Below are 24,470 nucleotides of genomic sequence, written 5' to 3'. Positions count from 1 at the left end.
GCATCGCCCCCCACCACGCGGTCCTGGCGCGTCGCGGCCCCGGGCCGGCTTGCCCGGTGAACGCGCGCGCCCCGCGGGCCCGGCTCAATCCCCCTCGCGCACGGGTTGACCGACCCGATATTGCAGTGCAACAATCCGCGCTCCTCAACAACGGAGTCCGTGCGTGGACAGTGCCAGTAGTTTTGCGATGCGAGCCGGGATGGCCGCCGCTTCTCTGACGCGCTAACGCCGACTTCCGGCGGCGCGTCAGCGCCGCAGCCCTTCCGCCTTCTCTCGCTCGCATCGCCATTCAGCGTTCTGCTGCGCGCCTTGGACCGGCACGGGCAGGATGCGGGCCTCTGCCCGCACGAACGCCTTTCCAAAAGGAAGCGTTCATGCGTACCTCCACCTCGCCTTGCAAGCCTGTGCGCGTACAGCCGTCCGGCACCACGCCGGTCGACACGCTGCGCGATCTGCTGCGCCTGGAGCAGCAAACTCTGTGGACCACGCGCCGGCTGCGCGGTGCCTTGCTGCCCGTCGCGGACGGCAAGCGCGCGTCGAGCTGATTCCCCACACCACCAAGGAGGCCGCCATGGACCCCGACCCTAGTTGGCGCCGCCACGCGCCCCCCACCGCACCGAGCCCACGCTCAACGATGACCACGCGCACGACGGTGCGCGCGCACCCCTCTCGCTAGCGGGCCTGGGGTGCCGCGCCCATGCGCAGGAGAACCCCATGCACTTCGCCTTGCTGTGCTGGTCGCACACCGACCCGGGCACCCCGACCTTCCACGACTCTCGCGGCCCCAGCCGCGCAGGATCACATCGCCCCACCTTCGCCGGCCTCTTCCGGCTCCTGCTCGCGCTCATGGCCACGGCCGCCGGCGTGCTGCTGCCATGGCCCAGTCAGGCGGCGGGCGGCCATCACGGCATCGACGACGCCGCGCTGCTCGAGCCGGGGCAATGCCAGCTCGAAACCTGGATCGAACAGGGCCGCCAGCGCCAGCTGCAGCACCTGGGCCCTGCCTGCCATTGGCTGGGGCTGGAATGGGGGCTGAACCTGGACCGCTACGCGCCGCGGGGCAACCCCGTCGTGCGCAGCGCCGGCCTGCAGCTGAAGTGGGCGCAAGCGCTGCGACCGGGCCTGAGTTGGGGCATCGTGTGGGCGGCGAACTGGCAGAGCGGCTCGCCGCGCTTCGCCGGCCAGTCGCTGCTGCTGCCGCTGAGCTGGACACCGCGCGAAGATCTCGCGCTGCATCTCAATGCCGGGCGGGACTTCAACCGCGGCGAACCCGACCGGCCGCGCTATGGCCTGGCGCTGGAATGGCAACCCAGCGCGCGCTGGCAGGGCCTGGTCGAGCAATGGCATGACGGCCAGCAGACGCGCCGGCGCGTGGGGCTGCGCCATCTCATCGACGCCTCGCTGTCCGTGGACCTCAGCCGCGCGCAGGCGCTTGGGGCCACCCACGACGCCTGGTGGAGCCTGGGCCTGAATTGGGTCTTCGCCCGCTAAGCGCCACCGCCCCTCACCTCTTCCCCCTCATCGACCGCAGCCACGGCGCTGCCGGTCTGGCCGCCGCATGCGCGGCCGGGAGCTCACCATGACGCACACGCTCTACACCCTGTTCGAAAACTTCCTGCGCAGCCGCCACCTGCTGCGCCACTTCGCCCGCTGGCCGCTGGGCCTGGGCGGCAAGTCGCCGGCGCCCGGTTCGGCGCAACTGCCGCGCCGCATCGAAGAAGTCTTGCTGCACGCGTCGCGCGCCGATGCCGAGGAGCTGCTGCTGCAACACGGCAGCGGCAGCGAAGGCCTGGATCCGGGGCGCGCGCAGGCCTTGCGCGCCAAGCTCGGGGCCAACGAGGTGCCGCACGAGAAGCCGCTGCCGGCCTGGCTGCACCTGTGGCAGTGCTTCCGCAACCCCTTCAATCTGCTGTTGTCGGCGCTGGCGCTGATTTCCTGGCTGACCGAGGACCTGAAGGCCACGGTGGTGATCACCACCATGGTGGCGGTGTCCACGCTGCTGCGCTTCGTCCAGGAGCTGCGCTCCAACCAGGCGGCCGACCGGCTGCGCGCCATGGTCAGCAACACCGCCACCGTGCTGCGCCCGGCCGCGGGCGCCCGTCGCGAGCTGCCGCTGGAGCAGGGCCTGGCCGCCGCGCGGCGCGTCGAACTGCCAATGCGCGAGCTGGTGCCGGGCGAACTGGTGGCGCTGTCGGCGGGCGACATGATCCCGGCCGATTGCCGCCTGGTCGCTGCCAAGGACCTGTTCGTCAGCCAGTCGGCGCTGACCGGCGAGGCGCTGCCGGTCGAGAAGTTCGCGCAGACGCGCGGCGAGGGCCCCGCCCTGGAGCGCGACAACCTGCTCTTCATGGGCACCAACGTGGTCAGCGGCAGCGCGGTGGCGCTGGTGCTGCACACCGGCGAGCGGACCTTCTTCGGCGCGCTGGCCCAGCGCCTGGGCCGCGTGGAGCGCGGCACCACCGCTTTCCAGGCGGGCATCAACCGCGTCAGCTGGGTGCTGATCCGCTTCATGCTCGTGATGGCGCCGCTGGTGCTGCTCATCAACGGCTTCACCAAGGGCGACTGGTGGGAGGCCGCGCTGTTCGCGCTGTCCATCGCCGTCGGGCTGACGCCGGAGATGCTGCCCATGATCGTCACCGCGACGCTGGCCAAGGGCGCGGTCTTCATGGCGCGGCGCCAGGTCATCGTCAAGCGGCTCGAGGCCATCCACAACTTCGGCGCCATGGACGTGCTGTGCACCGACAAGACCGGCACGCTGACCCAGGACCGCATCGCGCTGGAACGCCACACCAACGCCTGGGGCGAGCCGGCCCAGCATGTGCTGGAGCTGGCCTACCTGAACAGCCGCCATCAGACCGGCCTGAAGAACCTGCTGGACCTGGCCGTGCTGCAGCACGGCCACGCTCTGCGGGCCGAAGCGCAGGCCTGGGAGAAGGTCGACGAGGTGCCCTTCGACTTCGCGCGCCGGCGCATGTCGGTCGTCGTGGCGGGCGCCGATGGCGAGCATCTGCTGATCTGCAAGGGCGCGCTGGAGGAGATGCTGGCCGTCTGCAGCCATGTCGAGCGCGCGGACCGGCAGGTCGCACTGGGCCCGGAGCTACTGGCGCAGATCCGGAGCGTGGCCACCGAGTTGAACCGTCAGGGTCTGCGCGTCGTCGCGGTGGCCAGCCGCCGCTTCGCGGCCGGGCAAGGCCGCAGCGCCTACGGCGTGGCCGACGAACAGGGGCTGACCCTGGCCGGCTACATCGCCTTCCTCGATCCGGCGAAAGACTCCACGGCCCCGGCGCTGCGCGCGCTGGCGCACCACGGCGTGACGGTGAAGGTGCTGACCGGCGACAACGAATGGGTCACGCGCAAGGTGTGCGAGGACGTCGGCCTGACGCCCGGCGAGGTCGTGCTGGGCCAGGACCTGGAGCGCGCCGACGACCTGCAGCTGCGGCGGCTGGTGGAGCAGCACCAGGTCTTCGCCAAGCTGACGCCGGCGCACAAGGAGCGCATCGTGCGCGCGCTGCACGACAACGGCCATGTGGTGGGTTTCATGGGCGATGGCATCAACGACGCGCCGGCGCTGCGCGCGGCGGACATCGGCATCTCGGTCGACTCCGCGGTGGACGTGGCCAAGGAATCGGCGGACATCATCCTGCTGGAGAAAAGCCTGATGGTGCTGGAGCAAGGCGTGATCGAAGGCCGGCGCACCTTCGCCAACATGCTCAAGTACATCAAGATGACGGCCAGCTCCAACTTCGGCAACGTGTTCTCGGTGCTGGTCGCCAGCGCCTTCCTCCCCTTCCTGCCCATGCTGCCGCTGCACCTGCTGGTGCAGAACCTGCTGTACGACATCTCGCAGATCGCCATCCCCTTCGACCGGGTGGACGAAGAGTTCCTGCAGCGTCCGCAGCGCTGGGACCCGGCCGACCTCGGGCGCTTCATGGTGTTCTTCGGGCCCATCAGCTCGGTCTTCGACATCGCCACCTATGCGCTGATGTGGTTCGTCTTCGGTGCCAACACGCCCGAGCAGCAGACCCTGTTCCAGTCGGGCTGGTTCGTCGTGGGCCTGCTGACCCAGACCCTGATCGTGCACATGATCCGCACGCGCAGGCTGCCCTTCGTGCAGAGCATGGCCGCCGCGCCGCTGCTGGCGATGACGGTGCTGATCGCCGCGCTGGGCATCTTCCTGCCCATGGGTCCGCTGGCCTCCGGACTCAGGCTGCAAGCGCTGCCGCCGCTGTACTTCGCCTTCCTGCCGCTGATCCTGCTGGCCTACATGGGTCTGACGCAGTCGGTGAAGGGCTGGTATGCGCGCCGCTTCGGCTGGCAATGAAGAACGGCCAGACCCACAACAGTCACGCAAGGCCACTAGGCTCTCACCCTGGCGGAGAACGCACGATGCAAGCCTTTGACAACCTGAACCTGCCCTCGCTGCTGGACACCCTGGTCAGCGTTGGCGCCGCATTCGTGCTGGGCACGACCATAGGCCTGGAGCGGCAATGGCGCCAGCGCAGCGCGGGCCTGCGGACCAATGCGCTGGTCGCGGTCGCGGCCGCGGTGTTCGTCGACATGGCCAACCGGCTGGGCGGCCATGACGCGGCCGTCCATGTGGTGGCCTACGTGGTCTCCGGCGTGGGCTTTCTGGGCGCGGGCGCCATCATGAAGGAGGGCGCCAACGTGATCGGGCTGAACACCGCCGCCACGCTGTGGGGGTCGGCCGCGGTGGGCGCCTGCGCGGGCGCGGACCTGCTCGCCGAGGCCCTGGTCGCCACGCTCTTCGTGCTGGCCAGCAACACGCTGCTGCGGCCGGTGGTCAACCGCATCAACCGGCGGCCGATCGAAGAGGCCCGCGGCGAGGCGAGCTATGCCGTGCACCTGACCTGCGCGCCCGAGGATCATGTGCGGCTCCGGGAGACCCTCGTGGAGGCCCTGGAAGCGGCGGCCTATCCGGTGCGCGAGCTGGAGGTCCGCGCCATGGGCGAGCAGGCCGTGGAGCTGGAGGCCCGGCTGTTCGCGACCGCCGTCGATCCCGACGAGCTGGACAAGGCGGTGGACGGCCTGCGGCAGCACGCCGGCGTCCGTCAGGCCTACTGGTCCGGTTCGGCGGAGGAGTAAGCCCGGCCCGCGCGCGGCCGACGCGCTCAGGCCGGCATCGCCAGCGCCGACGCCGCCTCGGCGCGCTTGCGCATCACCAGCGCCACCTTGTCGCCCAGCACCGCGGCGGTGAAGGGCTTCACGATGTAGCCGTCGGCGCCGCTGCGCGCCGCTTCGACGATGTTCTCACGCGAGCCTTCGGCGCTGACCATCAGGAAGGGCAGCGACTGAAGCCTGGGGTCGGCGCGCAGCTGGGTCAGCAGCTCCAGCCCGGTCATCTGCGGCATGCTCCAGTCGCTGACCACCAGGTGCACCTTCTGCTGCGCCAGTACGCGCAGCGCCTCGGCTCCGTTTTCGGCTTCGATCACATGCTCGCAGCCGAGCGCCTTGAGCAGAGACGCCACGATGCGGCGCATCGTGGCGAAGTCGTCGACCACCAGCGCGGTCTTGCCGGCCAGCCGGGCCGCACCTGCACCGCCGCCTGGCGTCGTCGCTCTTGCTTCAGGGGATGTCATGCGTGGGGCCTCGTCGCGTTCACGGTGAAGATTTCCGCCGGCATCCCGCCATCGTGAACACTGGAGAAATCGTTTAATTGATAAAAATCATACAAACGACATGAACCCCGAAATCAATGCACCCGGCGAAAGGTCAGGCCGGTGCCAACTTTTCACGTCGGCACCGGCCGGCTCCGCTCACCAAGCCCCGAAGGGTGCGGGCCGACCGTCGGCCGCAGGCGCGCTCAGCCAAAGCGTCGCGGCGACAGCGGCGCGAGCTCCGGCGGCAGCGCCTCGCCGGCCAGCAGGCGCTCCACCAGTGCGGCGGTCGCGGCGCTCTGGGTCAGGCCCAGATGGCCATGGCCAAAGGCGTAGATCACGCGCGCGTCGGCGCGCGCCGGCCCCAGCGCCGGCAGCGAGTCCGGCAGCGAGGGCCGGAAGCCCATCCAGCGCGTGCCGCCTTCGGGCTTGAGCGCCGGCAGGAAGCGGCGCGCCTTGGCCAGCATCGCGTCGGCGCGTCGGTAGTCCGGCGCGGCCGCCAGCCCCCCGAACTCCACCGCGCCGCCCACGCGCACGCCACCGCCAATGGGCGTAACGACGAAACCATGGTCGGCGAAGGTGAGCTGCCGGCGCAGGTCCAGCGCTCCCGGCGGCAACGAGGTGTTGTAGCCGCGCTCCGTCTCCAGCGGAATGCGCTCGCCCAGCGTGGCCGCCAGCCGGTGTGACCAGGCCCCGGCCGCCACCACCACCTGCTGCGCGCGCAAGACCTGCCCCCCGGCCAGCTGCAGCGCCACCGCGTCGGCCTCGGGCCGCAGCGCCTGCGCCTCGGCGCGTGCAATGCGGCCGCCCGCCGCGGCGAACGCCTGCGCCATGCGCAGCACCAGCTGCTGCGGGTCCTCCACGGTCTGCCAGTGCGGCACGAAGGTGGCATGGCACAGCTGCGGCGCCAGCCCGGGTTGCAGCGCGGCCAGCGCCTGCGCGCCATGCAGGTGCTCGAAGGCGATGCCATGGCGCTCGCGCAGGGCCCAGCCGGGCAGGCTGGCGCGCCAGTGCGCCTCGCTGTCGTAGAGGTGCAGGTTGCCGTCGCGGCGCAGCATGGCGCTGGCGCCGCCCAGCGCCAGCTGGTAGGGCATCTCGGCCGCCGACAGTGCCAGCAGCGCCGCCTGCACGCGCGTGGAGGCCTCCACCTGCCGCGGCCGGCTGGCGCGCCAGAAGCGCCACAGCCAGGGCAGCATGCGCGGTAAATAAGCCGGGCGCAGCGCCAGCGGCCCCAGCGGGTCCAGCAGCCAGCGAGGCACCTGGCGCAGGATGCGCGGCGAGGCCAGCGGCTGAATGTCCGAGAAGGCCAGCGCCCCGGCGTTGCCGCGGCTGGCCTCGGCAGCGATGCCGCGGCGCTCCAGCAGCAGCACCGGACGCCCGCGGGCCTGCAGGCGCAGCGCGATGCTGACGCCGACCACGCCGCCGCCCACCACCACCAGCGGCTGCACGGCATGCCTGTCGAGCAGCAGCGGCGGCAGCGCCTCGTCGCGGAGGGCGCCGCTCCAGTCCGCGGCACTCACGATTTGAGGTAGCAGGTCTTGAGCGTGGTGTAGAACTCGGCCGCGGCCGTGCCCTGCTCGCGCGGCCCCAGGCTGCTGCCCTTGCGGCCGCCGAAGGGCACGTGATAGTCCACGCCGGCGGTGGGCGCGTTGATCATCACCATGCCGGCCTGGACGCGGCGCCTGAAGTCCATCGCGTGCTTCAGCGAGCCGGTGCACAGGCCCGCGGACAGGCCGAATTCGCAGTCGTTGGCCACGGCCAGCGCCTCCTCGTAGTCCTTCACGCGGATCACGCTGGCGACCGGCCCGAAGACCTCCTCGCGGTTGATGGCCATCGCGTTGTCGGTGTCGACCAGCAGGGCCGGCGCCATATAGAAGCCCGGCCGCGCCCGCTGCAGGCGCTCGCCGCCGAAGGCCAGCCGCGCGCCGTCGGCTTGGGCGCGCGCCACCCAGTCCAGATCCTGCTGAAGCTGGGTTTCGTCGACCACCGGCCCCATCTGCGTGGACGGGTCCAGCGCATCGCCCACCTTCAGCGCGCGCAGCGCCTCGCGACAGGCGGCAACGAAGCGGTCGTGGATGCCCGCGGTGACGATCAGCCGGCTGGACGCGGTGCAACGCTGGCCGGTGGAATAGAAGGCGCCCTGCACCGCGGCATTCACCGCCAGCTCCAGGTCGGCGTCGTCCAGCACCACCAGCGGGTTCTTGCCGCCCATCTCCAGCTGCAGCTTCTTGAGCCGCAGCCCGCAGTCGGCCGCCAGGCGCCGGCCCACACCCACCGACCCGGTGAAGCTGAGGGCGTGAATGTCCGGACTGTCGACCAGGCGCGGCCCGGCCACCGAACCGCGCGCCAGGACCAGGTTGAACACGCCCTCGGGCAAGCCCGAGCGCGCGATGATCTCGGCCAGCGCGAAGGCGCTGCCGGGCACCAGGTCGGCCGGCTTGAGCACCACGGCATTGCCATGCGCCAGCGCCGGCGCCACCTTCCAGGCCGGGATCGCGATGGGGAAGTTCCACGGCGTGATGAGGCCCACCACGCCCACCGGCTCGCGCCAGATGTCCACCTCCAGCCCCGGGCGCACCGAATCCAGGTGCTGGCCGCCCTGGCGCAGCGCCTCGCCAGCGAAGAACTTGAAGATCTGACCGGCGCGCGCGACTTCTCCCACGCCCTCGGCCAGGGTCTTGCCCTCCTCGCGCGACAGCAGCCGGCCCAGCTCGTCGCGGCGCGCCAGGATCTCGGTGCCGATGCGGTCCAGCACATCGAAGCGCTGCTGCGGCGTGCTCGCCGCCCACTGGGGCGCGGCCTGCTTCGCGGCGGCGATCGCGGCGTCGACGCCGGCCTCGTCCAGCAGCCAGGCCTGGCCAACGATGTCTTCAGTGTCGGACGGGTTCACATTGGGCTGCGACCGCGGCCCGGCGACCCAGCGGCCGCCGATCAGGCTCTTGAATTCCATGCGCTTTCTCCTCCGGCTCAGAACTGGGGCAGCGTCGGGCGCTCGCGCAGCGCCTGCGCCACGATGGCGGCCACGCGCTCGCGCTGCGCACCGTCCAGCGGCAGGCGCGGCGCCCGCACCCGGTCATTGGAGCCGATCGCCAGCGCCTCGGCGAGCTTGATGTTCTGCACCAGGTAGGTCGACACGTCCAGGTCCAGCAGAGGGCGGAACCAGCGGTAGATCGCCAGCGCCTCGGCCTGGCGGCCGGCCTGCATCAGGCGATAGATCGCGACCGTCTCGCGCGGGAAGGCCACCACCAGACCGGCCACCCAACCCACCGCGCCCACGGCCAGGGCCTCGAAGGCGAGGTTGTCCACGCCGGTGAAGACGTCGTAGCGCGAGCCCAGGCGGCTGAGGATTTCCGTCGTGCGGCGGATGTCGTCGCTGGACTCCTTGACCGCGACGAAGCGCGCGTCGTCGGCCAACTCCTCAAGGATGTCGGTCGTGACGTCGACGCGGTAGGCCACGCGGTTGGAGTAAATCATCACCGGCAGGTCGCCCGCGGCGGCGATGGCGCGCAGATTGGCCACCGTTTCGCGCCGGTCGGTGTGATAGATGGTGCTGGGCACCACCATCAGCCCGTCGGCACCGGCGGCCGCGGCGCGCTCGGCCAGGCGGCAGGCCTCGCGGGTGGCGGCCTCGGCCACGGTCAGCAGCGCGGGGCGGCTGCCGGTGACCTCCTTCACCGCGCGCAGCACGTCCAGGCGCTCGTCGTGCGACAGCATGGGGCCCTCGCCCAGCGAACCGCAGGCGATCAGGCCGTCGCAGCCCGCCTCCATCTGCAGCGCGAAGCAGCGCTGCATCTCCTTGAAATCCAGCTCACCGGACGCCGTGAACTTGGTCGTGACCGCGGGGATGACACCCTTCCACATACGAGCTCCTTGCCTGCCGCGCAGGACTTTGCACAGTTGCGATTTGGTCAGCTTAATGGATATTGGATCCAATGTACAGTTTTCCGGACCAGGACGCATAATGCGCCGGACCGCCTCCATCCCGTTCCCGCCCATGGCCCCGATCAAGCTCCCGCCCATCGACGTCAGCCAGACGCCTTCCGCCTCCGACCTGGTGTTCGAACGCCTGCGCCGCGCCATCATCTCCGGCGAGCTGCCGGTGGGCCAGCCGCTGCGCCAGGAAGACCTGGCGCAGAGCTTCAACACCAGCCGCATCCCGGTGCGCGAGGCGCTGACCAAGCTGGAGCAGCACGGGCTGGTGGAGATGCGCCGCTACCACGGCTACACGGTCGCCGGCCTGTCGCAGCAGGAGATCGCGGAGATCTGCCAGTTCCGCGCGCTCGTCGAGGCCGAACTGATCGCACAGGCCGTGCGACGCCTGTCGGAAGAAACGCTGGCGCTGGCGCAGCGCTGCTGCCAGGCCTTCGCAAAGGAGAAGGACCCGATGCGCTGGGGCGACCTGAACCGCGACTTCCACGAAGCGCTCTACCGCGACGCGCAGATGCCCTACCACCTGCAGGCGGTGCGCAGCGCGCTGGACAAGACCGAGCGCTACCTGATCGACCAGCTGCGCCTGACCGACGGCATGGCGCAGGCGCGCGCCGAGCACAAGGCCTTGCTGGACGCCGTGATCGCGCGCGACGCGCGGCTGGCCGCAAGGCTGACGCGCGAGCACATCCTGGGCGCGCTGCAGTCCTTCGTCGACGTCACCGAAGCGCCGCCGGCGCCGCAGCCCGCGGCGGCGCGCAGGCCACGCCGCGCCTGAACCTTCAGGCCGCGAGGCCGAAGGGATCGTCGAGACTGTGGCTGGGTGGCGTGAACCAGCGCGGCCCGTCGGCGCCCATGTGGAAATGGTCCTCCAGCCGAATGCCGAAACGCCCCGGCAGCACGATCATGGGTTCGTTGCTGAAGCACATGCCGGGCACCAGCGGCGTGTCGTCGCCACCGACCAGATAGGGGCCCTCGTGGATGTCCAGGCCGATGCCATGGCCGGTGCGATGCGGCAGCCCCGGCAGCGCATAGCCCGGCCCCAGGCCATGGGCCTGCAGCACCGCGCGCGCCGCGGCATCCACGCCGCTGCAGGGCGCGCCGAGCCGCGCGGCCGCGAAGGCCGCCGCCTGGGCCGCCTTCTCCACCACCCAGATGCGGCGCACGTCCTCGTCCGCGCGGCCATACACATAGCTGCGCGTCAGGTCCGAGCTGTAGCCCTGCACATAGCAGCCGGTGTCGATCAGCACCACGTCGCCGCGCTGGAGCACCTGCGGCTCGCTGACCCCATGGGGGAATGAGCTGGCCACGCCGAAGAGCACGATGCAGAAGCTGGACCCGGCGCCGCTGACGCGCCGGTGCGCGGCGTCGATGAAGTCCTGCACCTCGGTGGTGGTGATGCCCTCGCGCAGCACGCTGGCGGCGGCGCGCTGCACGGCCAGCGTCATGTCGAAGGCGCGCTGCATCAGCGCCAGCTCGGCGGCCGACTTGCGCATGCGCAGCGGCGCCATGCACGGCGCGCCGGATTCGACCGCGCAGCCCGCGGCGCGCAGGCCGTCGACCACGAAGAAGGGCGTGGACGCGTCCACCGCCAGCCGCGCCCCGGGAGGCAGCTCGCGGCCCAGCAGCGCATAGGGGCTCTCGTGCTCGTGCCAGGTCAGCAGCGGCGCGTCCAGCACCAGGCGCTCCTGAATGCTGCCCTGCTCGAACCAGGGTGCCAGGTAGCGCAGCGGCCCCCGCGCCGGCAGCAGCGCGCCCACCAGGCGCTCGCTGGGATGCCAGACCAGCCCGGTGAAATAGCGCAGGTTGCTGCCCGCGTTGAGCCAGCAGGCATCCACGCCCTGCGCGCGCATTGCGGCCTGCAGGGCCTCCAGGCGGCCGCGGTACTCGTCCGCCGCGATGGGCCGCACGCCTTCCGTCATCGGCCGCAGCGCGGCCAGCGCCTCTTCCGGGCGGCATCCGCCCACACCCAGCGCCATGCCCTCGATTCTGTCCATGCGTCTCCCCGTGTTGTGCCTCTGTTGCAGACCAGGCCGTTATCGTATATTGGATCCAATATCAGACGCAACGGGGCCTGACGCCCGGCGCAAGCGCAGCGCGCGGGCCGCGCACCAAGGAGACGACGATGTGCACAGTGATTGCCGTGGGACGCCGCGCCAGCCGCGACGGCAGCACCTGGATCAGCCATTCGGACGCGGGCGAGGACTCGCGCGTCCACAAGGTCCCGGCCATGGACCACGCGCCGGGCAGCCTGGCGCCGGTGCATGAGGATCTGCAGCACATCCATAGCGAGGATCTGGCCGACCACGGCCGCGTGCTGGGCCACATCCCCCAGGTCGCGCACACCCACGCCTACTTCCATTCGGCCTACTCGCATCTCAACGAGCACCAGCTCGCGATCACCGAGAGCACCATCGCGCAGCGTCCCGAACTGAAAACCCAGGGCCGCGGTGAGCAGATCATGAGCGTGGAGCAGGCCATGGTCTTCGCGTTGCAGCGCTGCCGCCGCGCGCAGGAGGCATTGGCGCTGATCACCGAGCTGATGGAGCGCCACGGCTTCCGCCCGACCTGCGACGACAGCGGCGAGCTGCTGTGCCTCGCCGACCCACAGGAGGTGTGGATCCTGGAGCTGTTCTCGGTCGGCCCGGACTGGAGCGCCGCCAGCGGCCAGCCGGGCGTGCTCTGGGCCGCGCGCCAGCTGCCCGAGGACGAGGCGCTGATCGCGGCCAACTGGAGCGTGCTGGGTCGCATCGACCCCGACGACGCCGAGCACCAGCGCCTGAGCCCCCACGCCCGGCCCTTCGCGCGGGCACGCGGCTGGCATGTCGAAGGCCAGCCGTTCGACTGGCGCGCCTGCTTTACGCCATTGCCGCACGAATGGGCGACCGCCAGGCTGTGGCTGTTCTACAGCCGCATCGCGCCCACGCTGAAGCCCTGGCCGGCGCGCCGGCTGGGGGCCGATCCACATGCCACGCTGGACGCCTACCACCAGGTCGTCGAGCCCTTGGACTTCTATCCCTTCTCAGCCCGGCCCGAACGCCCGCTGGGCCGCGAGGACCTGATGGCCCTGCACCGCGCCACCTTCGAGGACACGATCTACGACATCACCGCGCAGCCGCAATGGCGGGTGGTCGACGACCAGGGCCAGATGCGCAAGAGCGAGCTGGCCACGCCCTTCCCCGGCGCCGAATGGCGCCGCCTGCTGGCGCTGACGCAGCGCCGCACCGTGGCGCGCGACTTCGGCCAGTACGCGGCGCTCTGCCAGCTGCGCCAGGGCCGCCCGGCCGACATCGCCGGCGTCTACTGGCTGTGCCTGGGCAACCCGCACAGCAGCAGCTGGCTGCCCATGCATGTGGGCGTGGATGCCGTGCACGAATCCATCGGCCGCCACGATCCGCGGCGCTTCGACCCGCGCTCGCTGCGCTGGTGCATCCAGGCCGCCGACCAGCTGGTGCAGCTGGGCTACCAGCGCGCCATGCCGCAGCTGGCCGCCTGGCGCGACGCGGCCGAGCAGGCGCTGCACCAGGCCTTCGACGCGCTGGACCAGGCGTTGGCCGACGAGCCCGACGCCGCGCGCCGGCGCGAGCAGGCCACGCGCTTCGCCGTCGACGCCGCGGGCCGCCTGGGCCCGCTCTACCTGGCATGGCGGGACCGCCTGGTGGCCCTGCTGAGCCCGCGGGCCTGAGTCCATGGCCCCGCATCCCCCGCTGCGCGCCGCCCGAGCGCTGCCGACCTGCCAGCTCTCGCTGCTGGAAGACCTGTTCGATCCGCTGGGCGACGTGGTCTTCTTCGTCAAGGACCGCGAGGGCCGCTACCTCGCCGCCAACCACACCCTGGTGCGGCGCTGCGCGCTGCGCAGCAAGGCCGCGCTGATCGGGCGCCGGCCGCAGGAGCTGTTCCCGGCCGGCATGGGCGAGGCCTTCGGCGAGCAGGACCGCGAGGTGCTGCGCAGCGGTCAGCCCATGCAGCGCCATCTGGAGCTGCACATCTACGCCGACCGCCGCGCCGGCTGGTGCCTGACGCAGAAGCTGCCGCTGCGCGACGCGGGCGGCGCCATCGTCGGCGTCGCCGGCATTTCGCGCGACCTCGGCGCGCCGGACGAGGACCAGCCGGTCTATCGCCTGGTGGCGCGCATCGCCGAGCAGATCCGCAGCCTGGCGCCGGGACCGCTGTCGCTGGCCCGACTGGCGCAGGACGAAGGGCTGAGCCTGGACCGGGTGGAGCGCCTGTTCCAGCGCGTCTTCCACCTCAGCCCGCGCGAGATGCTGCTGCAGACCCGGCTGGACGCGGCGCGCGCGCTGCTGGCGCAATCGCCCGGCCCCAGCGTGGCCGAGATCGCTGCGGCCTGCGGCTATGCCGACCACAGCGCCTTCACGCGCCAGTTCCGCGCCACCGTGGGCATGAGCCCGACGCAGTACCGGCGCCTGCGGCAGGACGGCGGCGGCTGAACGCACGACCACCGTCGCCGCCGCTCAACGCGCCACCGCTGCGGGGGCCGCGGGCGCGGCCGTTGGCGCCCCCGCAAGCCGGTCCATCAGGAAGCTGTAGCTCAGCGCCCAGAGCCGCGCCTGCTGGCTGCTGTCGGCCGCGCCGGCATGGCCGCCCTCCAGGTTCTCCCAGTACCAGACCGCATGGCCTTGCTGTGCCAGCCGCGCCACCATCTTGCGCGCATGCCCCGGGTGGACGCGGTCGTCGCGCGTGGAGCTGGTGTAGAGCACCGGCGGGTAGTGCCGCCCGGCCTGGGCGTTGTGATAGGGCGAGTAGGGGCGGATGTAGGCCCATTGCTCGGGGATGTCGGGGTCGCCGTACTCCTCGATCCAGGAGGCGCCGGCCAGCATGCGGTGATAGCGCCGCATGTCGGTCAGCGGCACCTGGCTGACCACCGCGCCGAAGAGCTCGGGACGCTGCTGCATGGCCACCGACACCAGCATGCCGCCCAGGCTGCCGCCCATGATGCCCAGCTGCTGGGGCCGCGTGATGCCGCGCCGCTGCAGGTCCTCGGCGACGGCGATGAAGTCGTCGTAGGAGCGCTGCCGGTGTTCGCGCTGCGCCGCGCGGTGCCAGCGCGGGCCGAATTCGCCGCCGCCACGCAGATTGGCCACCACATAGACCCCGCCTTGCGCCAGCCAGGCCCGGCCCACCAGGGCGTTGTAGGCCGGCTTCAGCGAGATCTCGAAGCCGCCATAGCCATACAGCAGCGTGGGCCGCGGCCCGTCCGCCAGTGCGCCGCGCGGGCCGACGACGAAATACGGCACGGCCGTGCCGTCGCGTGATCGCGCCTGCAGCTGGCTCACCTCCAGCCCGCTGGCGTCGAAGAAGTCGGGCAGGCGGCGCAGCTCGGTCTGGCGCTGCGGCTGGCCGGCCTCCATCAGCACCAGGCGGCTGGGCGACAGAAAGCTGCTGCGCGTGAGCAGATAGGCATTGCCCTGCTGGCCCGCCAGCGCGGACACCGAGAGGCTTTCAAACGGGTCGGTGGGGACCGGCTGCGCCTGCCAGCGTCCCTTCTCCAGCCGCCATTCGGCCAGCGACTGGCGCACCTCCTCCATGCTGATCAGCAGCAGCCGGTCCTTCAGCGGCAGCACCTGCTGCAGCGCGCCGCGCGACGGCGGCGCGTACAGCGTCTGGAAGCGGCGCTTGCCGGCCAGGAAGTCGCGCAGCGGCATCGCGATCAGCGCGCCGGCCGGGTGCTGCCGGCCGCCGGTGCGCCAGTCGGAACGCAACCGCAGCAACAGTTGCTCACCGAAGAGCTGGGCGTCGGCATCGGCGGGCTTGTCCAGATGCTGCAGCCGGCCGTCCACCAGCAGGTACTCGTCGCCGGCGAAGAAGCTGCTGCGCCGCTCCACCCAGTGGCGCCGCCCCTGCGGCGTGGACTCGGCCGAGGTCCAGACGCCAACGTCGCGCTCGCGGCCCTCGAAGACCCGCCGCGCCTGCGCCAGCGGCGTGCCGCGCGTCCAGAGCCTGACCTGGCGCGGGTAGCCGGACTCGGTCATGCTGCCGGGGCCGAAGTCGGTGCTGACGCTGATCGTGTCGGCATCCACCCAGGCCGCGCCGCCCTTGGATTCGGGCAGCGCGAAGCCGTCGGCGACGAAGTCGCCGCGCGCGGTGTCGAACTCGCGCAGCACCTGGGCGTCGGCCCCGCCGCGGCTGAGGAAGACCAGGCAACGGCTGGTCTGCGGCGCCAGGCAGCTGGCACCGGCCCAGACCCAGTTCTCGCCTTCGCGCCGGGCCAAAGCGTCCAGGTCCAGCACGGTCTGCCAGGCCGGCTCGCCACGCCCCAGCTGCTCGGCCGGGATGCGCCGCCACAGGCCGCGCGGATGCTCGGCGTCGCGCCAGAAGTTGTAGACATGGGCGCCGATCTGCTGCAGCTGCGGCAGACGCTGCGGCGAGTCCAGCACCTCGCGCAGCTGCGGCATCAGCGCGGCGAAGCGCGGACTGCCCTCCAACTGCTGGCGGCTGCGTTCGTTCTGCGCGCCCACCCAGTCCAGCGCCTCGCGGCCCTGGACCTGTTCCAGCCATAGGTGGGGGTCCGCGCCCTCGCGTTCGCCCGCGGGCGCCGACGCGGCCGCCACCGGTGCCGAGCAGGCGGCCAGCAGCAGCGCCGCGAGGCCCGCGATCATCTTGACGGGCGCGCCCATCAGAAGTGGTACTCCGCGCTGAGCTTGGCCACGCGGCCGGCCAGCGGCAGGTAGGAGCCGGCACGCATCTGCACCGGGTCGGCGCGGTCGAAGACGTTGAACAGGTTGGCCGACAGCACCAGGTTCTTCAGGCCGCTGTACTGCAGCCACAGGTCCACGGTGGTGTTGGACGCGATGCGGCAGGCCGAGGCCTCCACGCCGCGGTCGGCGCAGCCTTCCAGCGTGTTGCTGCTGTCCAGCGTGCCCCAGGCGAGCTTCTGCCCGGCGCGGTAGTTGATGCGCGACCCGAGCGACCAGTCGCCGCGGTTCCAGTTCAGCTTGCCCACCGCGCGCGTGCGCGGCGTGCCGCGTCCGCCCACATAGTTCTCGGAGTAGGTGTTGGCATAGCTGTCCCAGTCACGGTACTCAAGCTGGTAGTTCAGCTCCAGCCCGGTGCTGAGCCGGCCCCAGTCGCCCAGGCCCCAGCGCGCGCGCACGTCCAGGTCCAGGCCCGAGACCTTGGTCTTGTTCTGGTTGCGGTACTGGGCGCTGATGCTGCGCACCGGACCGACGGCGAAGCCCAGGTCGCGGCCCGTCAGCTCCTTGATGCGCTGGGCCAGCTCCTTGTCCTGCACGGTCAGCGCGCCGCGATCGACCAGGCCGGGGATCAGGTCCTCGTTGGCCAGCGTCGCATCCACGCTGCGCACGCCGATCTCGTCGCGGCGGCGGATGCTGTAGTAGTCCAGCGACAGGCTCAGCGCATCCAGCGGCTGCAGCACGATGCCCACCGAGACATTGTTGGAATGCTCGGGCTTGAGATCGGGGTTGGGCGAGACCGCGGCCGGGAAACTGACCGAACAGCCCAGCGCGTAGGCCACGTTGGCGTTGACCTGGTCAGCCGCGTTGCCGGTCTTCAGGATGTCGCGCATCTGCGTGGCGGTGGCGCAGCGCTTGGGGTCCACATAGCCGTTGTTGAACCAGGACGCGCCGCCATTGCCGGTTTCCGGCAGGCTGGGCGCACGGAAGCCCTGGGTCGCGGTACCGCGCAGCATCACGCGCTCATTGGGCCGCCAGGCCAGCTGCACCTTGGGCGTGACCGCGCCGGCGCCGTCGAAGACCTTGTCGCCGCGCAGCGCCAGCGTGGCCTTGAGCTCGCGCGTCAGCGGCGCCTCGACCTCGGCGAACATCGCCGCCATGTCGCGCTTGCCGGAGATGGACACGCCGGAGAACTGCACGATGCGCGCCGCCAGCACATTGTCCGAGCTGCGGTGCCAGAAGTCCTCGTGGCGCAGCTCCACGCCGGTCGCCAGCATCACCGGCCGGTTGCCGATGCGGGCGATCTCGCGCGAGCCCTTCAGGTCGACGAAGAGCTGCTTGTAGCGGCCCGAGGACCCGTACTCGGGGAACATGCGGTCCAGCAGCTCTTGCGGGTTGGCCTGGCCGAACTTGTATTCACCATTGACGATGGCGTCGTGGTAGCCGTAGCGGTCGCGCGCGCCATGCTGGCGCTGGCGCGCCTTGGAGCCCATCACGCCCACCGCGGTGTCGATGTCCCAGCCCGCCCAGTGGCCCTCGGCCCCGGCCAGCAGCCGGTACTGCGTGGAGCTGCCGACGTTCTTGAACATCTCCGGGTTGTCGGAGAAGCGATAGTTCAGGCCGATCGGAAAGCTGTAGGGGTTCGCGGGATGGCCCACGGGCAGCTGCGGATCGGTGAAGTACTGCAGCTCGCCCTTGATGGAGTCGTACCAGTTCAGCGGCACGCCGGTGATGTTGCTGCGCGGCACGGCCGTGTAGTACTTGGCGCGGATGTCGGCGCCATGGAATTCGACGAAGCCGGTCCATTCCTGGCCCAGCTTGACGCGCGCGCCAGCCAGCGCGGTGACACGGTCGGTGCCCGGCATCGCGTCGCTGTCCTTCCAGTAGTCGTAGCGGCACAGCCCGCCGATCAGCAGCTCCGGCGCGCAGCCGGGTGCCGCGCGGTTGATGGACTTGCCGGCCAGCGCCGGGTCCGCGTAGTTGGCCGGATAACGGCCCACGTAGTTGCCGGGCATGGACCCGGTGGAGAGCTGGTCGCGGTCCGGGTTCATCTGCACGAACCAATCGGGCAGCAGCGGGCGCACCGCGCGGTCCTTGTAGCTGCCGCGCTTGAAGAACTCCAGGTGGCCGTAGACGTTGTAGCCATTGGCGTCCAGCGAGCCGCGACCCGCGGTCAGCGAGGCCTGCTGCTCCTTGGCCAGCCAGCTGCGGCGCAGCGACTGCTGGGTGCTGGCCGACAGCTCCAGCCCGGCGAAGTCCTGGCGCGTGATGATGTTGATCACCCCGCCGATCGCGTCCGAGCCATAGATGGCCGAGGCGCCGTCCTTCAGCACCTCGACGCGCTCGATGATGTTGGCCGGGATGCTGTCGATGTTGGTGAAGTTCAGCTGCAGCCCGTCGGCGAAGCCGTAGCTGGACACGCGCCGGCCGTTCACCAGCACCAGCGTGCCGCCGGTGCCCAGGTTGCGCAGCGACACGCCAGAGGCGCCGCTGGCCCAGGAGTTGGCGCCGCCCAGGTCGCTGATCGCATTGCCGTCGTTGGTGGTCAGCGTGCCCAGCACCTCACCCACGGTCAGCGCGCCGGTGGTCTTGATGTCTTCGCGACTGATCACCTGCAGCGGCTGCGAGGTTTCGGTGTCGGTCCTCTTGATGTTGGAGCCGGTGACGACGACCTTGGGCAGCAGCTTGCCGTCGGTCCCGCGTTCGGGCTCGGCGCTCTGCGCCCAGGCCGGGCCCAGGTTGAGCGCCATCAGCGCGGCCAGAGCGGTCGGGGTCAGGGATCGGTGTTTCATGTCTCCTCGCGGGCTTGTCGTTTTTGCCGCTGGCGACTGTAGGAATCGCGCCCTGTGCTGTCTTGATGCATCGGGGCGCCGCGGGCGCGGAAATCGGCACAGTGCGTCCGGACGCGGCTCTGCACCCGCAGAGCGCCCCGTACAATGCCGCGTTTACCCCGACAGCCACTGGATCTACACCATGTACCGCTGTGCATCCCATGCCTTCCCCCGTCGCGTTGCCCTGATGCTGCTGTGTGCGCTGCCGCTGCTGGGCGCCCTGCCTTCGGCGCAAGCCCAGGTCGCGCGGCACTTCCCGGCCAACGCGCTGCGTGGCGAGCTGGTGCTGACCCAGCCGCCCATCGTCCAGCTCAACGGCAAGCCCGAGCGCCTGGCCCCGGGTGCGCGCATCCGCAGCCCCAACAACCTGCTGCTGATGCCCGGCAGCCTGATCGGCGAAAAGCTGGTCGTGCACTACACGCGCGAATTTACCGGCTTGCTGATGGACGTGTGGGTGCTCAACGAGGTCGAGCTGGCCAACAAAACCTGGCCCAGCACGCCGCAGGAAGCCGCCAGCTGGCGCTTCGACCTGGCCAGCCAGGTCTGGACCAAGCCCTGAACGCCGCGCGCGTCTGACACCCGGGCCGCTGTCCGTGGCCGCCCCTTTTTGCCTCCTCTCTCCCTCCGCGCGCGGCGCGCGCGATGAAAGTGCCCCATGAGCAAGAAAGTCTTCATCAAGACCTTTGGCTGCCAGATGAACGAGTACGACTCGGACAAGATGGCCGACGTGCTGCGCGCCGCCGAAGGCTACGAGCCCACCCAGGACATGGAGGAGGCCGACCTGATCCTGTTCAACACCTGCTCGGTGCGCGAGAAGGCGCAGGAGAAGGTGTTCTCCGACCTGGGCCGGGTCAAGCACCTGAAGGCGCGCGGCACGCTGATCGGCGTCGGCGGCTGTGTCGCCAGCCAGGAAGGCGAGGCCATCATCGCCCGCGCGCCCTATGTGGACGTGGTCTTTGGCCCGCAGACCCTGCACCGCCTGCCCGAGATGCTGGCGCAGCGCCAGACGCAGTCCCGCCCGCAGGTGGACATCAGCTTCCCCGAGATCGAGAAGTTCGACCACCTGCCGCCGGCGCGGGTGGAAGGCGCCTCGGCCTTTGTCTCCATCATGGAGGGCTGCTCCAAGTACTGCTCCTACTGCGTGGTGCCCTACACCCGTGGCGAGGAAGTCAGCCGGCCCTTCGAGGACGTGCTGGTGGAAGTCGCCGGCCTGGCCGACCAGGGCGTCAAGGAAGTGACGCTGCTGGGCCAGAACGTCAACGCCTACCGCGGCCGCATGGGCGAGGGCGACGGCGAGATCGCCGACTTCGCGCTGCTGCTGGAGTACGTGGCCGAGATCCCCGGCATCGAACGCATCCGCTACACCACCAGCCATCCCAACGAATTCAGCCAGCGCCTGATCGACGCCTACGCCAAGATCCCCCAGCTGGTGAACCATGTGCACCTGCCTGTGCAGCATGGCAGCGACCGCATCCTGATGGCGATGAAGCGCGGCTACACCGCGCTGCAGTTCAAGAGCATCGTGCGCAAGCTGCGCGCGGTGCGGCCGGACATCCGCATCGCCAGCGACTTCATCGTCGGCTTCCCCGGCGAGACCGACGAAGACCATGCCAAGACCCTGCAGCTGATCGAGGACGTGCAATTCGACGCCAGCTTCAGCTTCATCTTCAGCCCGCGTCCCGGCACCCCCGCGGCCAATCTGCACGACGACACGCCGCACGAGCTCAAGGTGCAGCGCCTGCAGCAGCTGCAGGCCCTGATCGAGGCCAACGCGGTGCGCTACAACCAGGCGCTGGTCGGCCAGACCGTGCCCGTGCTGGTCACCGGCCATGCGCGCAAGGACGCCACCGAGCTGATGGGCCGCACCGAGTGCAACCGCATCGTCAACTTCAAAGGCGACGACACGCTGATGAACCAACTGATCCCGCTGCGCATCACCGAGGCGTTTGCTCACTCGCTGCGCGGCGAAGTGTGATGGGCCCCCGGGCCCAGCGGGTACGCTGGGCCCGCCCCCCGAGGGGGCGGCGATGAGGGCGGCCCGGCGCTCGGCCCCTGGAATCACGCACCCCGCCCAAGGAGACCCTTGGGCGGCCCCCGGTGGGGGCGGCCCGGCCCTCGGCCCTGAATACCGCCGCTGCTCGCAGCATCGAGCCGCAAGCATTGGCAGGCCATGAGCGGTGGCACGAGGCCCGGGTGGTCGTCGGGCTCGCACTCGGTGTTCAGCGCGGGCGGCGGTCAAATCGGATTTGAGGCCCTCTTCTTTGGTGACTTTCTTCTGGGCCCAGAAGAAAGTGACCCGGCTGCCGGGCCGGGACCCGGCGGGCTCCGCGCGCCCGCGCAAAAAGACAATGAAAGCAACACCCCCCTCTCATTCCTCACGATGACAAGCCACGCCCAGCTTGTTCCCATCCAAGTCCCTGAAATACGCCCCGTAGTAATTCGGGTGGTACTCCGGCCGCAACCCCGGCGCGCCCCCGCACAGCCCGCCGCGGGCCAGGGCCAGCGCGTGCACCCCGTCCACGCGCTCCCGGCTGTCTGCAAGGAAGGCCACCATCTGCCCATTGCCAGGCTGATGCGGCGCGCGGTCATAAGGCCGGCCCACCAGGAACAGCGGCCGCTCCCCCGGCGCGGACTCCCAGCCAGCCCAGGGGCGCGAGGCCTCCACGAAGCGCAGCCGCAGGCCCAGCGCCTCCATCACCGGCCGGTAGAAGGCCATCGCCCGCTCGAAGTCGGACACGCCGACGAAGACATGCGAGAACATCGCTAGATTCCTTTCATGCAAGCCCTGCTCGACATCATCGCCCGCCTCCCCCGACCGGACCAGGCCTGCCGCGTCTTCCACGGTCGCGGCGGCCTCTTCCCGGGCTGCGAGGCCTGGGCGCTGGACTTCTACCCGCCGGTCTGGCTGCTGACCAGCTTCGAGCCAATGACCGATGCGGCACTGGCGGACATCGGCCAGGCCCTGCAGCGGCGCTGGGCCGAGATCGCGCCAGGCGAGCCGCTGAACTGGGTCTTCCAGCACCGCGACGAGCTGCAGCCCGGCAACCGCCTGATGTCAGGCGCGGTGCCCGAGGACCATGTGGTACCGGAGGACGGCGCGCGCTATCGCGTCCACCTGATGCGCGGCCACAACCACGGCCTGTTCCTGGACATGGCCGAAGGCCGGCGCTGGGTGCGCCAGTGGGCGCAGCGACAGCCGGGCGGCAAGGTGCTGAATCTGTTCGCCTACACCTGCGCCTTCTCGGTGGCGGCGCTGCGCGGCGGCGCCGCGGAGGTGGTCAACTGCGACATGGCGCGCGGCGCGCTGGAGGCCGGCCGCCGCAACCACCAGCTCAACGGCCTCGCCACCGGCGCCAGCTTCCTGGCCCATGACGTCTTCAACTCCTGGGCCAAGCTGCGCCGCGGCGGCCCCTATGAACTGGTCATCATGGATCCGCCCAGCCACCAGAAGGGCAGCTTCGTCGCGACCAAGGACTATGCGCGGCTGGTGCGCCGCCTGCCCGAGCTGCTGGCGCCCGGCGGCCAGGCCCTGCTGTGCCTGAACTCGCCCAAGCTGGACGCGGACTTCCTGCGCGCCCTGGTGGCCAGCGAAGCCCCGGGACTGTCATTCGTCGAACGAATCGCCAACCCGGCGGCCTTCGCGGACGCGGAACCGGAGCGGGCGCTGAAGGTGCTGCTCTATCGCAACGGCGACGCGCAGGCGCTCAGCGCCGCCCCAGCCTGAACCACAGCGCGACACTGAGCCCCAGCAGCATCAGCGCATAGCCGTTCATGCTGCCGTCGCGCCCGGTCAGCGCCAGCCCGGCCACCTGGCCCGCACTGCCGCCCAGCCCGGCCCACAGCCACAGCGAGGCCCAGGACCCTGCTCCCGACTGCCGCCGCCACAGCAGCTTCACGGCCAGCGCCATCAGCGCGGCCACACCCCAGGCGGGCAGGAACAGGTTGCAGAAATGCCAGAGGGCGTCGAGAGGAGTCACGCGCGGGTGTCGGTGCTGAAATGGGGCATCCGGGGGACGATCACACGGGCGCTTGATGCACATCAAGTCCCCATGTCCCTGGGAGGATGGAGGGCAATTTTATAATCGCGCCCACTATGTCGGTCTTCACGCTGGGCCTGAACCACCAATCCGCGCCACTGGACCTGCGCGGTCGGTTCGCGTTCTCGGTCGAGCAGCTGGCGCCCACGCTGCTGCGCCTGCGCGAACAGCTGGGCCAGCGCCGCGCCGCGCTGCCGGAAGCGGCCATGCTGTCCACCTGCAACCGCACCGAGCTCTATGTCGCCGGAGACGGCGAGATGCTGCGCCCGGCCGTCGACTGGCTGGCCCAGGTCGGCGGCGTGGGCAGCGGCACGCTGATGGACCATGCCTATGTGCGCGAGGGCAGCGCCGCCGCGCGCCATGCCTTCCGTGTCGCCAGCGGGCTGGATTCCATGGTGCTGGGCGAACCCCAGATCCTCGGCCAGATGAAGCAGGCGGTGCGCGAGGCCGACCAGGCCGGCACGCTGGGCACCACGCTGCACCAGCTGTTCCAGCGCAGCTTCGCGGTGGCCAAGGAAGTGCGCAGCTCCACCGAGATCGGCGCCCATTCCATCAGCATGGCGGCGGCCTCGGTGCGCCTGGCCGCCCAGTTGTTCGAGGACCTGGCCGACATCCGCGTGCTCTTCGTCGGCGCCGGCGAGATGATCGAACTGGTCGCCACCCACTTCGCGGCCAAGACCCCGCGCGCGATGGCGGTGGCCAACCGCACGCTGGAGCGTGGCGAGAAGCTCGCGACCCACCTGGGCGCCGAGGCGATACGCCTGGCCGACCTGCCCGCCCGGCTGCACGAGTTCGACGCCGTCATCTCCTGCACCGCCTCCACGCTGCCGCTGATCGGCCTGGGCGCGGTGGAACGGGCGCTGAAGAAGCGCCGCCACAAGCCCATGTTCATGGTCGACTTGGCGGTGCCGCGCGACATCGAGCCCGAGGTCGCGCAACTGGACGACGTCTACCTCTACACCGTCGACGACCTCGCCCAGCTGGTGCAGTCCGCCGGCGAGAAGCGCCAGGCCGCCGTCGAGCAGGCCGAGGCCATCATCGAGACCGGCGTGCAGAGCTTTGTGCACTGGCTGGGACAGCGTCACACGGTGCCGCTGATCCAGGCCCTCAATCAGCAGGCCGACGCTTGGCGCCAGGCCGAGATCCAGCGCGCGCGCAAGCTGCTCGCGCGTGGCGAGGACGTGGACACCGTGCTGGAAGCCCTGTCGCGCGGCCTGACCCAGAAGATGCTGCACGGCGCCATGGCCGAACTGCACGCCAGCGACGGCGACAAGCGCCTGGAACTGGCCCACACCGTGTCGCGCCTGTTCCTGCGCAAGAGCCCGCGCGATCCGGCGGAGTCCTAGCGAAGCCCGCTGCTTCGCTCCGCGCGCCGCGCCCCACGGGCGGGCGCCGCTTGTCCCGCCGCCT

The 24,470-nt window shown here is 70.7% G+C and carries 20 protein-coding genes; 11 read left to right on the top strand and 9 right to left on the bottom strand.

The annotated features are described in order from the left end of the window. Window positions 1–374: 374 nt before the first annotated feature. The 4 genes from LZ017_RS13035 (at window position 375) to LZ017_RS13020 (ending at window position 5,103) form a co-directional block, all read left to right on the top strand. Window positions 375–545, top strand: a complete 171-nt coding sequence (locus LZ017_RS13035; protein WP_241397265.1) for a hypothetical protein — start codon at window positions 375–377, stop codon at window positions 543–545. Window positions 546–714: 169 nt separating this feature from the next. Then, the gene (locus LZ017_RS13030; protein WP_241397264.1) at window positions 715–1,491 is read left to right on the top strand and encodes a hypothetical protein; all 777 of its coding nucleotides are present in this window, start codon (window positions 715–717) and stop codon (window positions 1,489–1,491) included. An 88-nt stretch (window positions 1,492–1,579) separates the two neighbouring features. Beyond that, window positions 1,580–4,321: a magnesium-translocating P-type ATPase gene (mgtA, locus tag LZ017_RS13025; protein ID WP_241397263.1), complete on the top strand. Its 2,742-nt coding sequence runs from the start codon at window positions 1,580–1,582 to the stop codon at window positions 4,319–4,321. A 65-nt stretch (window positions 4,322–4,386) separates the two neighbouring features. Then, complete coding sequence (locus LZ017_RS13020) at window positions 4,387–5,103, top strand: MgtC/SapB family protein (RefSeq protein WP_241397262.1); 717 nt, start codon at window positions 4,387–4,389, stop codon at window positions 5,101–5,103. A 26-nt stretch (window positions 5,104–5,129) separates the two neighbouring features. Here LZ017_RS13020 and LZ017_RS13015 read toward each other — a convergent pair whose 3' ends face one another. The 4 genes from LZ017_RS13015 to LZ017_RS13000 all read right to left on the bottom strand — a co-directional run bounded on the left by LZ017_RS13015 (window position 5,130) and on the right by LZ017_RS13000 (window position 9,476). After that, complete coding sequence (locus LZ017_RS13015) at window positions 5,130–5,597, bottom strand: response regulator (protein ID WP_277604684.1); 468 nt, start codon at window positions 5,595–5,597, stop codon at window positions 5,130–5,132. Between the two features lie 224 nt (window positions 5,598–5,821). Further along, on the bottom strand, window positions 5,822–7,135 hold the full coding sequence (locus LZ017_RS13010; protein WP_241397261.1) for an FAD-binding oxidoreductase: 1,314 nt from the start codon (window positions 7,133–7,135) through the stop codon (window positions 5,822–5,824). After that, the gene (locus tag LZ017_RS13005) at window positions 7,132–8,565 is read right to left on the bottom strand and encodes an aldehyde dehydrogenase family protein (protein ID WP_241397260.1); all 1,434 of its coding nucleotides are present in this window, start codon (window positions 8,563–8,565) and stop codon (window positions 7,132–7,134) included. Before LZ017_RS13005 ends, LZ017_RS13010 begins: the two co-directional genes overlap by 4 nt. Before the next feature lie 17 nt (window positions 8,566–8,582). Beyond that, window positions 8,583–9,476 carry a dihydrodipicolinate synthase family protein gene (locus LZ017_RS13000; protein ID WP_241397259.1) on the bottom strand — a complete coding sequence of 298 codons (894 nt, stop codon included), beginning with the start codon at window positions 9,474–9,476 and terminating at the stop codon, window positions 8,583–8,585. A gap of 100 nt (window positions 9,477–9,576) precedes the next feature. Here LZ017_RS13000 and LZ017_RS12995 point away from each other — a divergent pair, with 100 nt between their 5' ends. Next, window positions 9,577–10,320 carry a GntR family transcriptional regulator gene (locus tag LZ017_RS12995; protein WP_241397258.1) on the top strand — a complete coding sequence of 248 codons (744 nt, stop codon included), beginning with the start codon at window positions 9,577–9,579 and terminating at the stop codon, window positions 10,318–10,320. Window positions 10,321–10,324: 4 nt separating this feature from the next. Here LZ017_RS12995 and LZ017_RS12990 read toward each other — a convergent pair whose 3' ends face one another. Beyond that, complete coding sequence (locus tag LZ017_RS12990) at window positions 10,325–11,539, bottom strand: Xaa-Pro peptidase family protein (protein ID WP_277604683.1); 1,215 nt, start codon at window positions 11,537–11,539, stop codon at window positions 10,325–10,327. A gap of 128 nt (window positions 11,540–11,667) precedes the next feature. Here LZ017_RS12990 and LZ017_RS12985 point away from each other — a divergent pair, with 128 nt between their 5' ends. Continuing rightward, window positions 11,668–13,227 carry a C69 family dipeptidase gene (locus LZ017_RS12985; RefSeq protein ID WP_241397257.1) on the top strand — a complete coding sequence of 520 codons (1,560 nt, stop codon included), beginning with the start codon at window positions 11,668–11,670 and terminating at the stop codon, window positions 13,225–13,227. 4 nt (window positions 13,228–13,231) lie between these two features. After that, complete coding sequence (locus LZ017_RS12980; RefSeq protein WP_241397256.1) at window positions 13,232–13,990, top strand: AraC family transcriptional regulator; 759 nt, start codon at window positions 13,232–13,234, stop codon at window positions 13,988–13,990. Between the two features lie 24 nt (window positions 13,991–14,014). Here LZ017_RS12980 and LZ017_RS12975 read toward each other — a convergent pair whose 3' ends face one another. Further along, window positions 14,015–16,177 (bottom strand): prolyl oligopeptidase family protein, encoded by a 2,163-nt coding sequence (locus LZ017_RS12975; protein ID WP_241397255.1) that lies wholly within the window; start codon window positions 16,175–16,177, stop codon window positions 14,015–14,017. Next, entirely contained in the window at window positions 16,177–18,984 is a 2,808-nt protein-coding gene (locus LZ017_RS12970; RefSeq protein WP_241397254.1) for a TonB-dependent siderophore receptor, read from the bottom strand. The genes LZ017_RS12975 and LZ017_RS12970 overlap by 1 nt, the downstream gene beginning before the upstream one ends. 181 nt (window positions 18,985–19,165) lie before the next feature. Between LZ017_RS12970 and LZ017_RS12965 the strand changes: the two genes are divergently transcribed. Together LZ017_RS12965 and miaB are read left to right on the top strand one after the other, a co-directional pair. Continuing rightward, window positions 19,166–19,582: a hypothetical protein gene (locus tag LZ017_RS12965; RefSeq protein WP_241397253.1), complete on the top strand. Its 417-nt coding sequence runs from the start codon at window positions 19,166–19,168 to the stop codon at window positions 19,580–19,582. Between the two features lie 96 nt (window positions 19,583–19,678). Continuing rightward, the gene (gene miaB, locus LZ017_RS12960; protein ID WP_241397252.1) at window positions 19,679–20,998 is read left to right on the top strand and encodes a tRNA (N6-isopentenyl adenosine(37)-C2)-methylthiotransferase MiaB; all 1,320 of its coding nucleotides are present in this window, start codon (window positions 19,679–19,681) and stop codon (window positions 20,996–20,998) included. 393 nt (window positions 20,999–21,391) lie between these two features. On the opposite strand, the gene LZ017_RS12955 is transcribed toward miaB, so the two are convergent. Further along, complete coding sequence (locus LZ017_RS12955) at window positions 21,392–21,784, bottom strand: VOC family protein (protein ID WP_241397251.1); 393 nt, start codon at window positions 21,782–21,784, stop codon at window positions 21,392–21,394. Between the two features lie 15 nt (window positions 21,785–21,799). On the opposite strand from LZ017_RS12955, the gene LZ017_RS12950 reads away from it, so the two are divergent. Next, a complete protein-coding gene (locus LZ017_RS12950; RefSeq protein WP_241397250.1) occupies window positions 21,800–22,747 on the top strand; it encodes a class I SAM-dependent methyltransferase in 948 nt (315 codons plus the stop codon). Here LZ017_RS12950 and LZ017_RS12945 read toward each other — a convergent pair. Continuing rightward, window positions 22,728–23,000 (bottom strand): hypothetical protein, encoded by a 273-nt coding sequence (locus LZ017_RS12945; protein WP_241397249.1) that lies wholly within the window; start codon window positions 22,998–23,000, stop codon window positions 22,728–22,730. The two genes, LZ017_RS12950 and LZ017_RS12945, sit on opposite strands and share 20 nt — an antisense overlap. A gap of 116 nt (window positions 23,001–23,116) precedes the next feature. On the opposite strand from LZ017_RS12945, the gene hemA reads away from it, so the two are divergent. Further along, on the top strand, window positions 23,117–24,406 hold the full coding sequence (gene hemA, locus LZ017_RS12940; RefSeq protein ID WP_241397248.1) for a glutamyl-tRNA reductase: 1,290 nt from the start codon (window positions 23,117–23,119) through the stop codon (window positions 24,404–24,406). The last annotated feature ends 64 nt before the right edge of the window (window positions 24,407–24,470 follow it).

This window comes from Pelomonas sp. CA6 (genome assembly GCF_022549225.1).
Lineage (GTDB): Bacteria > Pseudomonadota > Gammaproteobacteria > Burkholderiales > Burkholderiaceae_C > Roseateles.
The sequence above is the reverse complement of the archived record's forward strand: the minus strand, read 5'-3'. Positions and strand labels throughout refer to the sequence as shown.

What these genes read in the sequence shown, in the direction of transcription:
- LZ017_RS12985 (WP_241397257.1), top strand. Translation starts at nt 11,668, where the DNA reads ATGTGCACAGTGATTGCCGTGGGACGCCGCGCCAGCCGCGACGGCAGC.
- LZ017_RS13005 (WP_241397260.1), bottom strand. Translation starts at nt 8,565, where the DNA reads ATGGAATTCAAGAGCCTGATCGGCGGCCGCTGGGTCGCCGGGCCGCGG.
- LZ017_RS12955 (WP_241397251.1), bottom strand. Translation starts at nt 21,784, where the DNA reads ATGTTCTCGCATGTCTTCGTCGGCGTGTCCGACTTCGAGCGGGCGATG.
- LZ017_RS13030 (WP_241397264.1), top strand. Translation starts at nt 715, where the DNA reads ATGCACTTCGCCTTGCTGTGCTGGTCGCACACCGACCCGGGCACCCCG.
- LZ017_RS12980 (WP_241397256.1), top strand. Translation starts at nt 13,232, where the DNA reads ATGGCCCCGCATCCCCCGCTGCGCGCCGCCCGAGCGCTGCCGACCTGC.
- LZ017_RS12965 (WP_241397253.1), top strand. Translation starts at nt 19,166, where the DNA reads ATGTACCGCTGTGCATCCCATGCCTTCCCCCGTCGCGTTGCCCTGATG.
- LZ017_RS13015 (WP_277604684.1), bottom strand. Translation starts at nt 5,597, where the DNA reads ATGACATCCCCTGAAGCAAGAGCGACGACGCCAGGCGGCGGTGCAGGT.
- miaB (WP_241397252.1), top strand. Translation starts at nt 19,679, where the DNA reads ATGAGCAAGAAAGTCTTCATCAAGACCTTTGGCTGCCAGATGAACGAG.
- LZ017_RS13000 (WP_241397259.1), bottom strand. Translation starts at nt 9,476, where the DNA reads ATGTGGAAGGGTGTCATCCCCGCGGTCACGACCAAGTTCACGGCGTCC.
- hemA (WP_241397248.1), top strand. Translation starts at nt 23,117, where the DNA reads ATGTCGGTCTTCACGCTGGGCCTGAACCACCAATCCGCGCCACTGGAC.
- LZ017_RS12975 (WP_241397255.1), bottom strand. Translation starts at nt 16,177, where the DNA reads ATGGGCGCGCCCGTCAAGATGATCGCGGGCCTCGCGGCGCTGCTGCTG.
- LZ017_RS12990 (WP_277604683.1), bottom strand. Translation starts at nt 11,539, where the DNA reads ATGGACAGAATCGAGGGCATGGCGCTGGGTGTGGGCGGATGCCGCCCG.
- LZ017_RS12995 (WP_241397258.1), top strand. Translation starts at nt 9,577, where the DNA reads ATGCGCCGGACCGCCTCCATCCCGTTCCCGCCCATGGCCCCGATCAAG.
- mgtA (WP_241397263.1), top strand. Translation starts at nt 1,580, where the DNA reads ATGACGCACACGCTCTACACCCTGTTCGAAAACTTCCTGCGCAGCCGC.
- LZ017_RS13020 (WP_241397262.1), top strand. Translation starts at nt 4,387, where the DNA reads ATGCAAGCCTTTGACAACCTGAACCTGCCCTCGCTGCTGGACACCCTG.
- LZ017_RS13035 (WP_241397265.1), top strand. Translation starts at nt 375, where the DNA reads ATGCGTACCTCCACCTCGCCTTGCAAGCCTGTGCGCGTACAGCCGTCC.
- LZ017_RS12970 (WP_241397254.1), bottom strand. Translation starts at nt 18,984, where the DNA reads ATGAAACACCGATCCCTGACCCCGACCGCTCTGGCCGCGCTGATGGCG.
- LZ017_RS12950 (WP_241397250.1), top strand. Translation starts at nt 21,800, where the DNA reads ATGCAAGCCCTGCTCGACATCATCGCCCGCCTCCCCCGACCGGACCAG.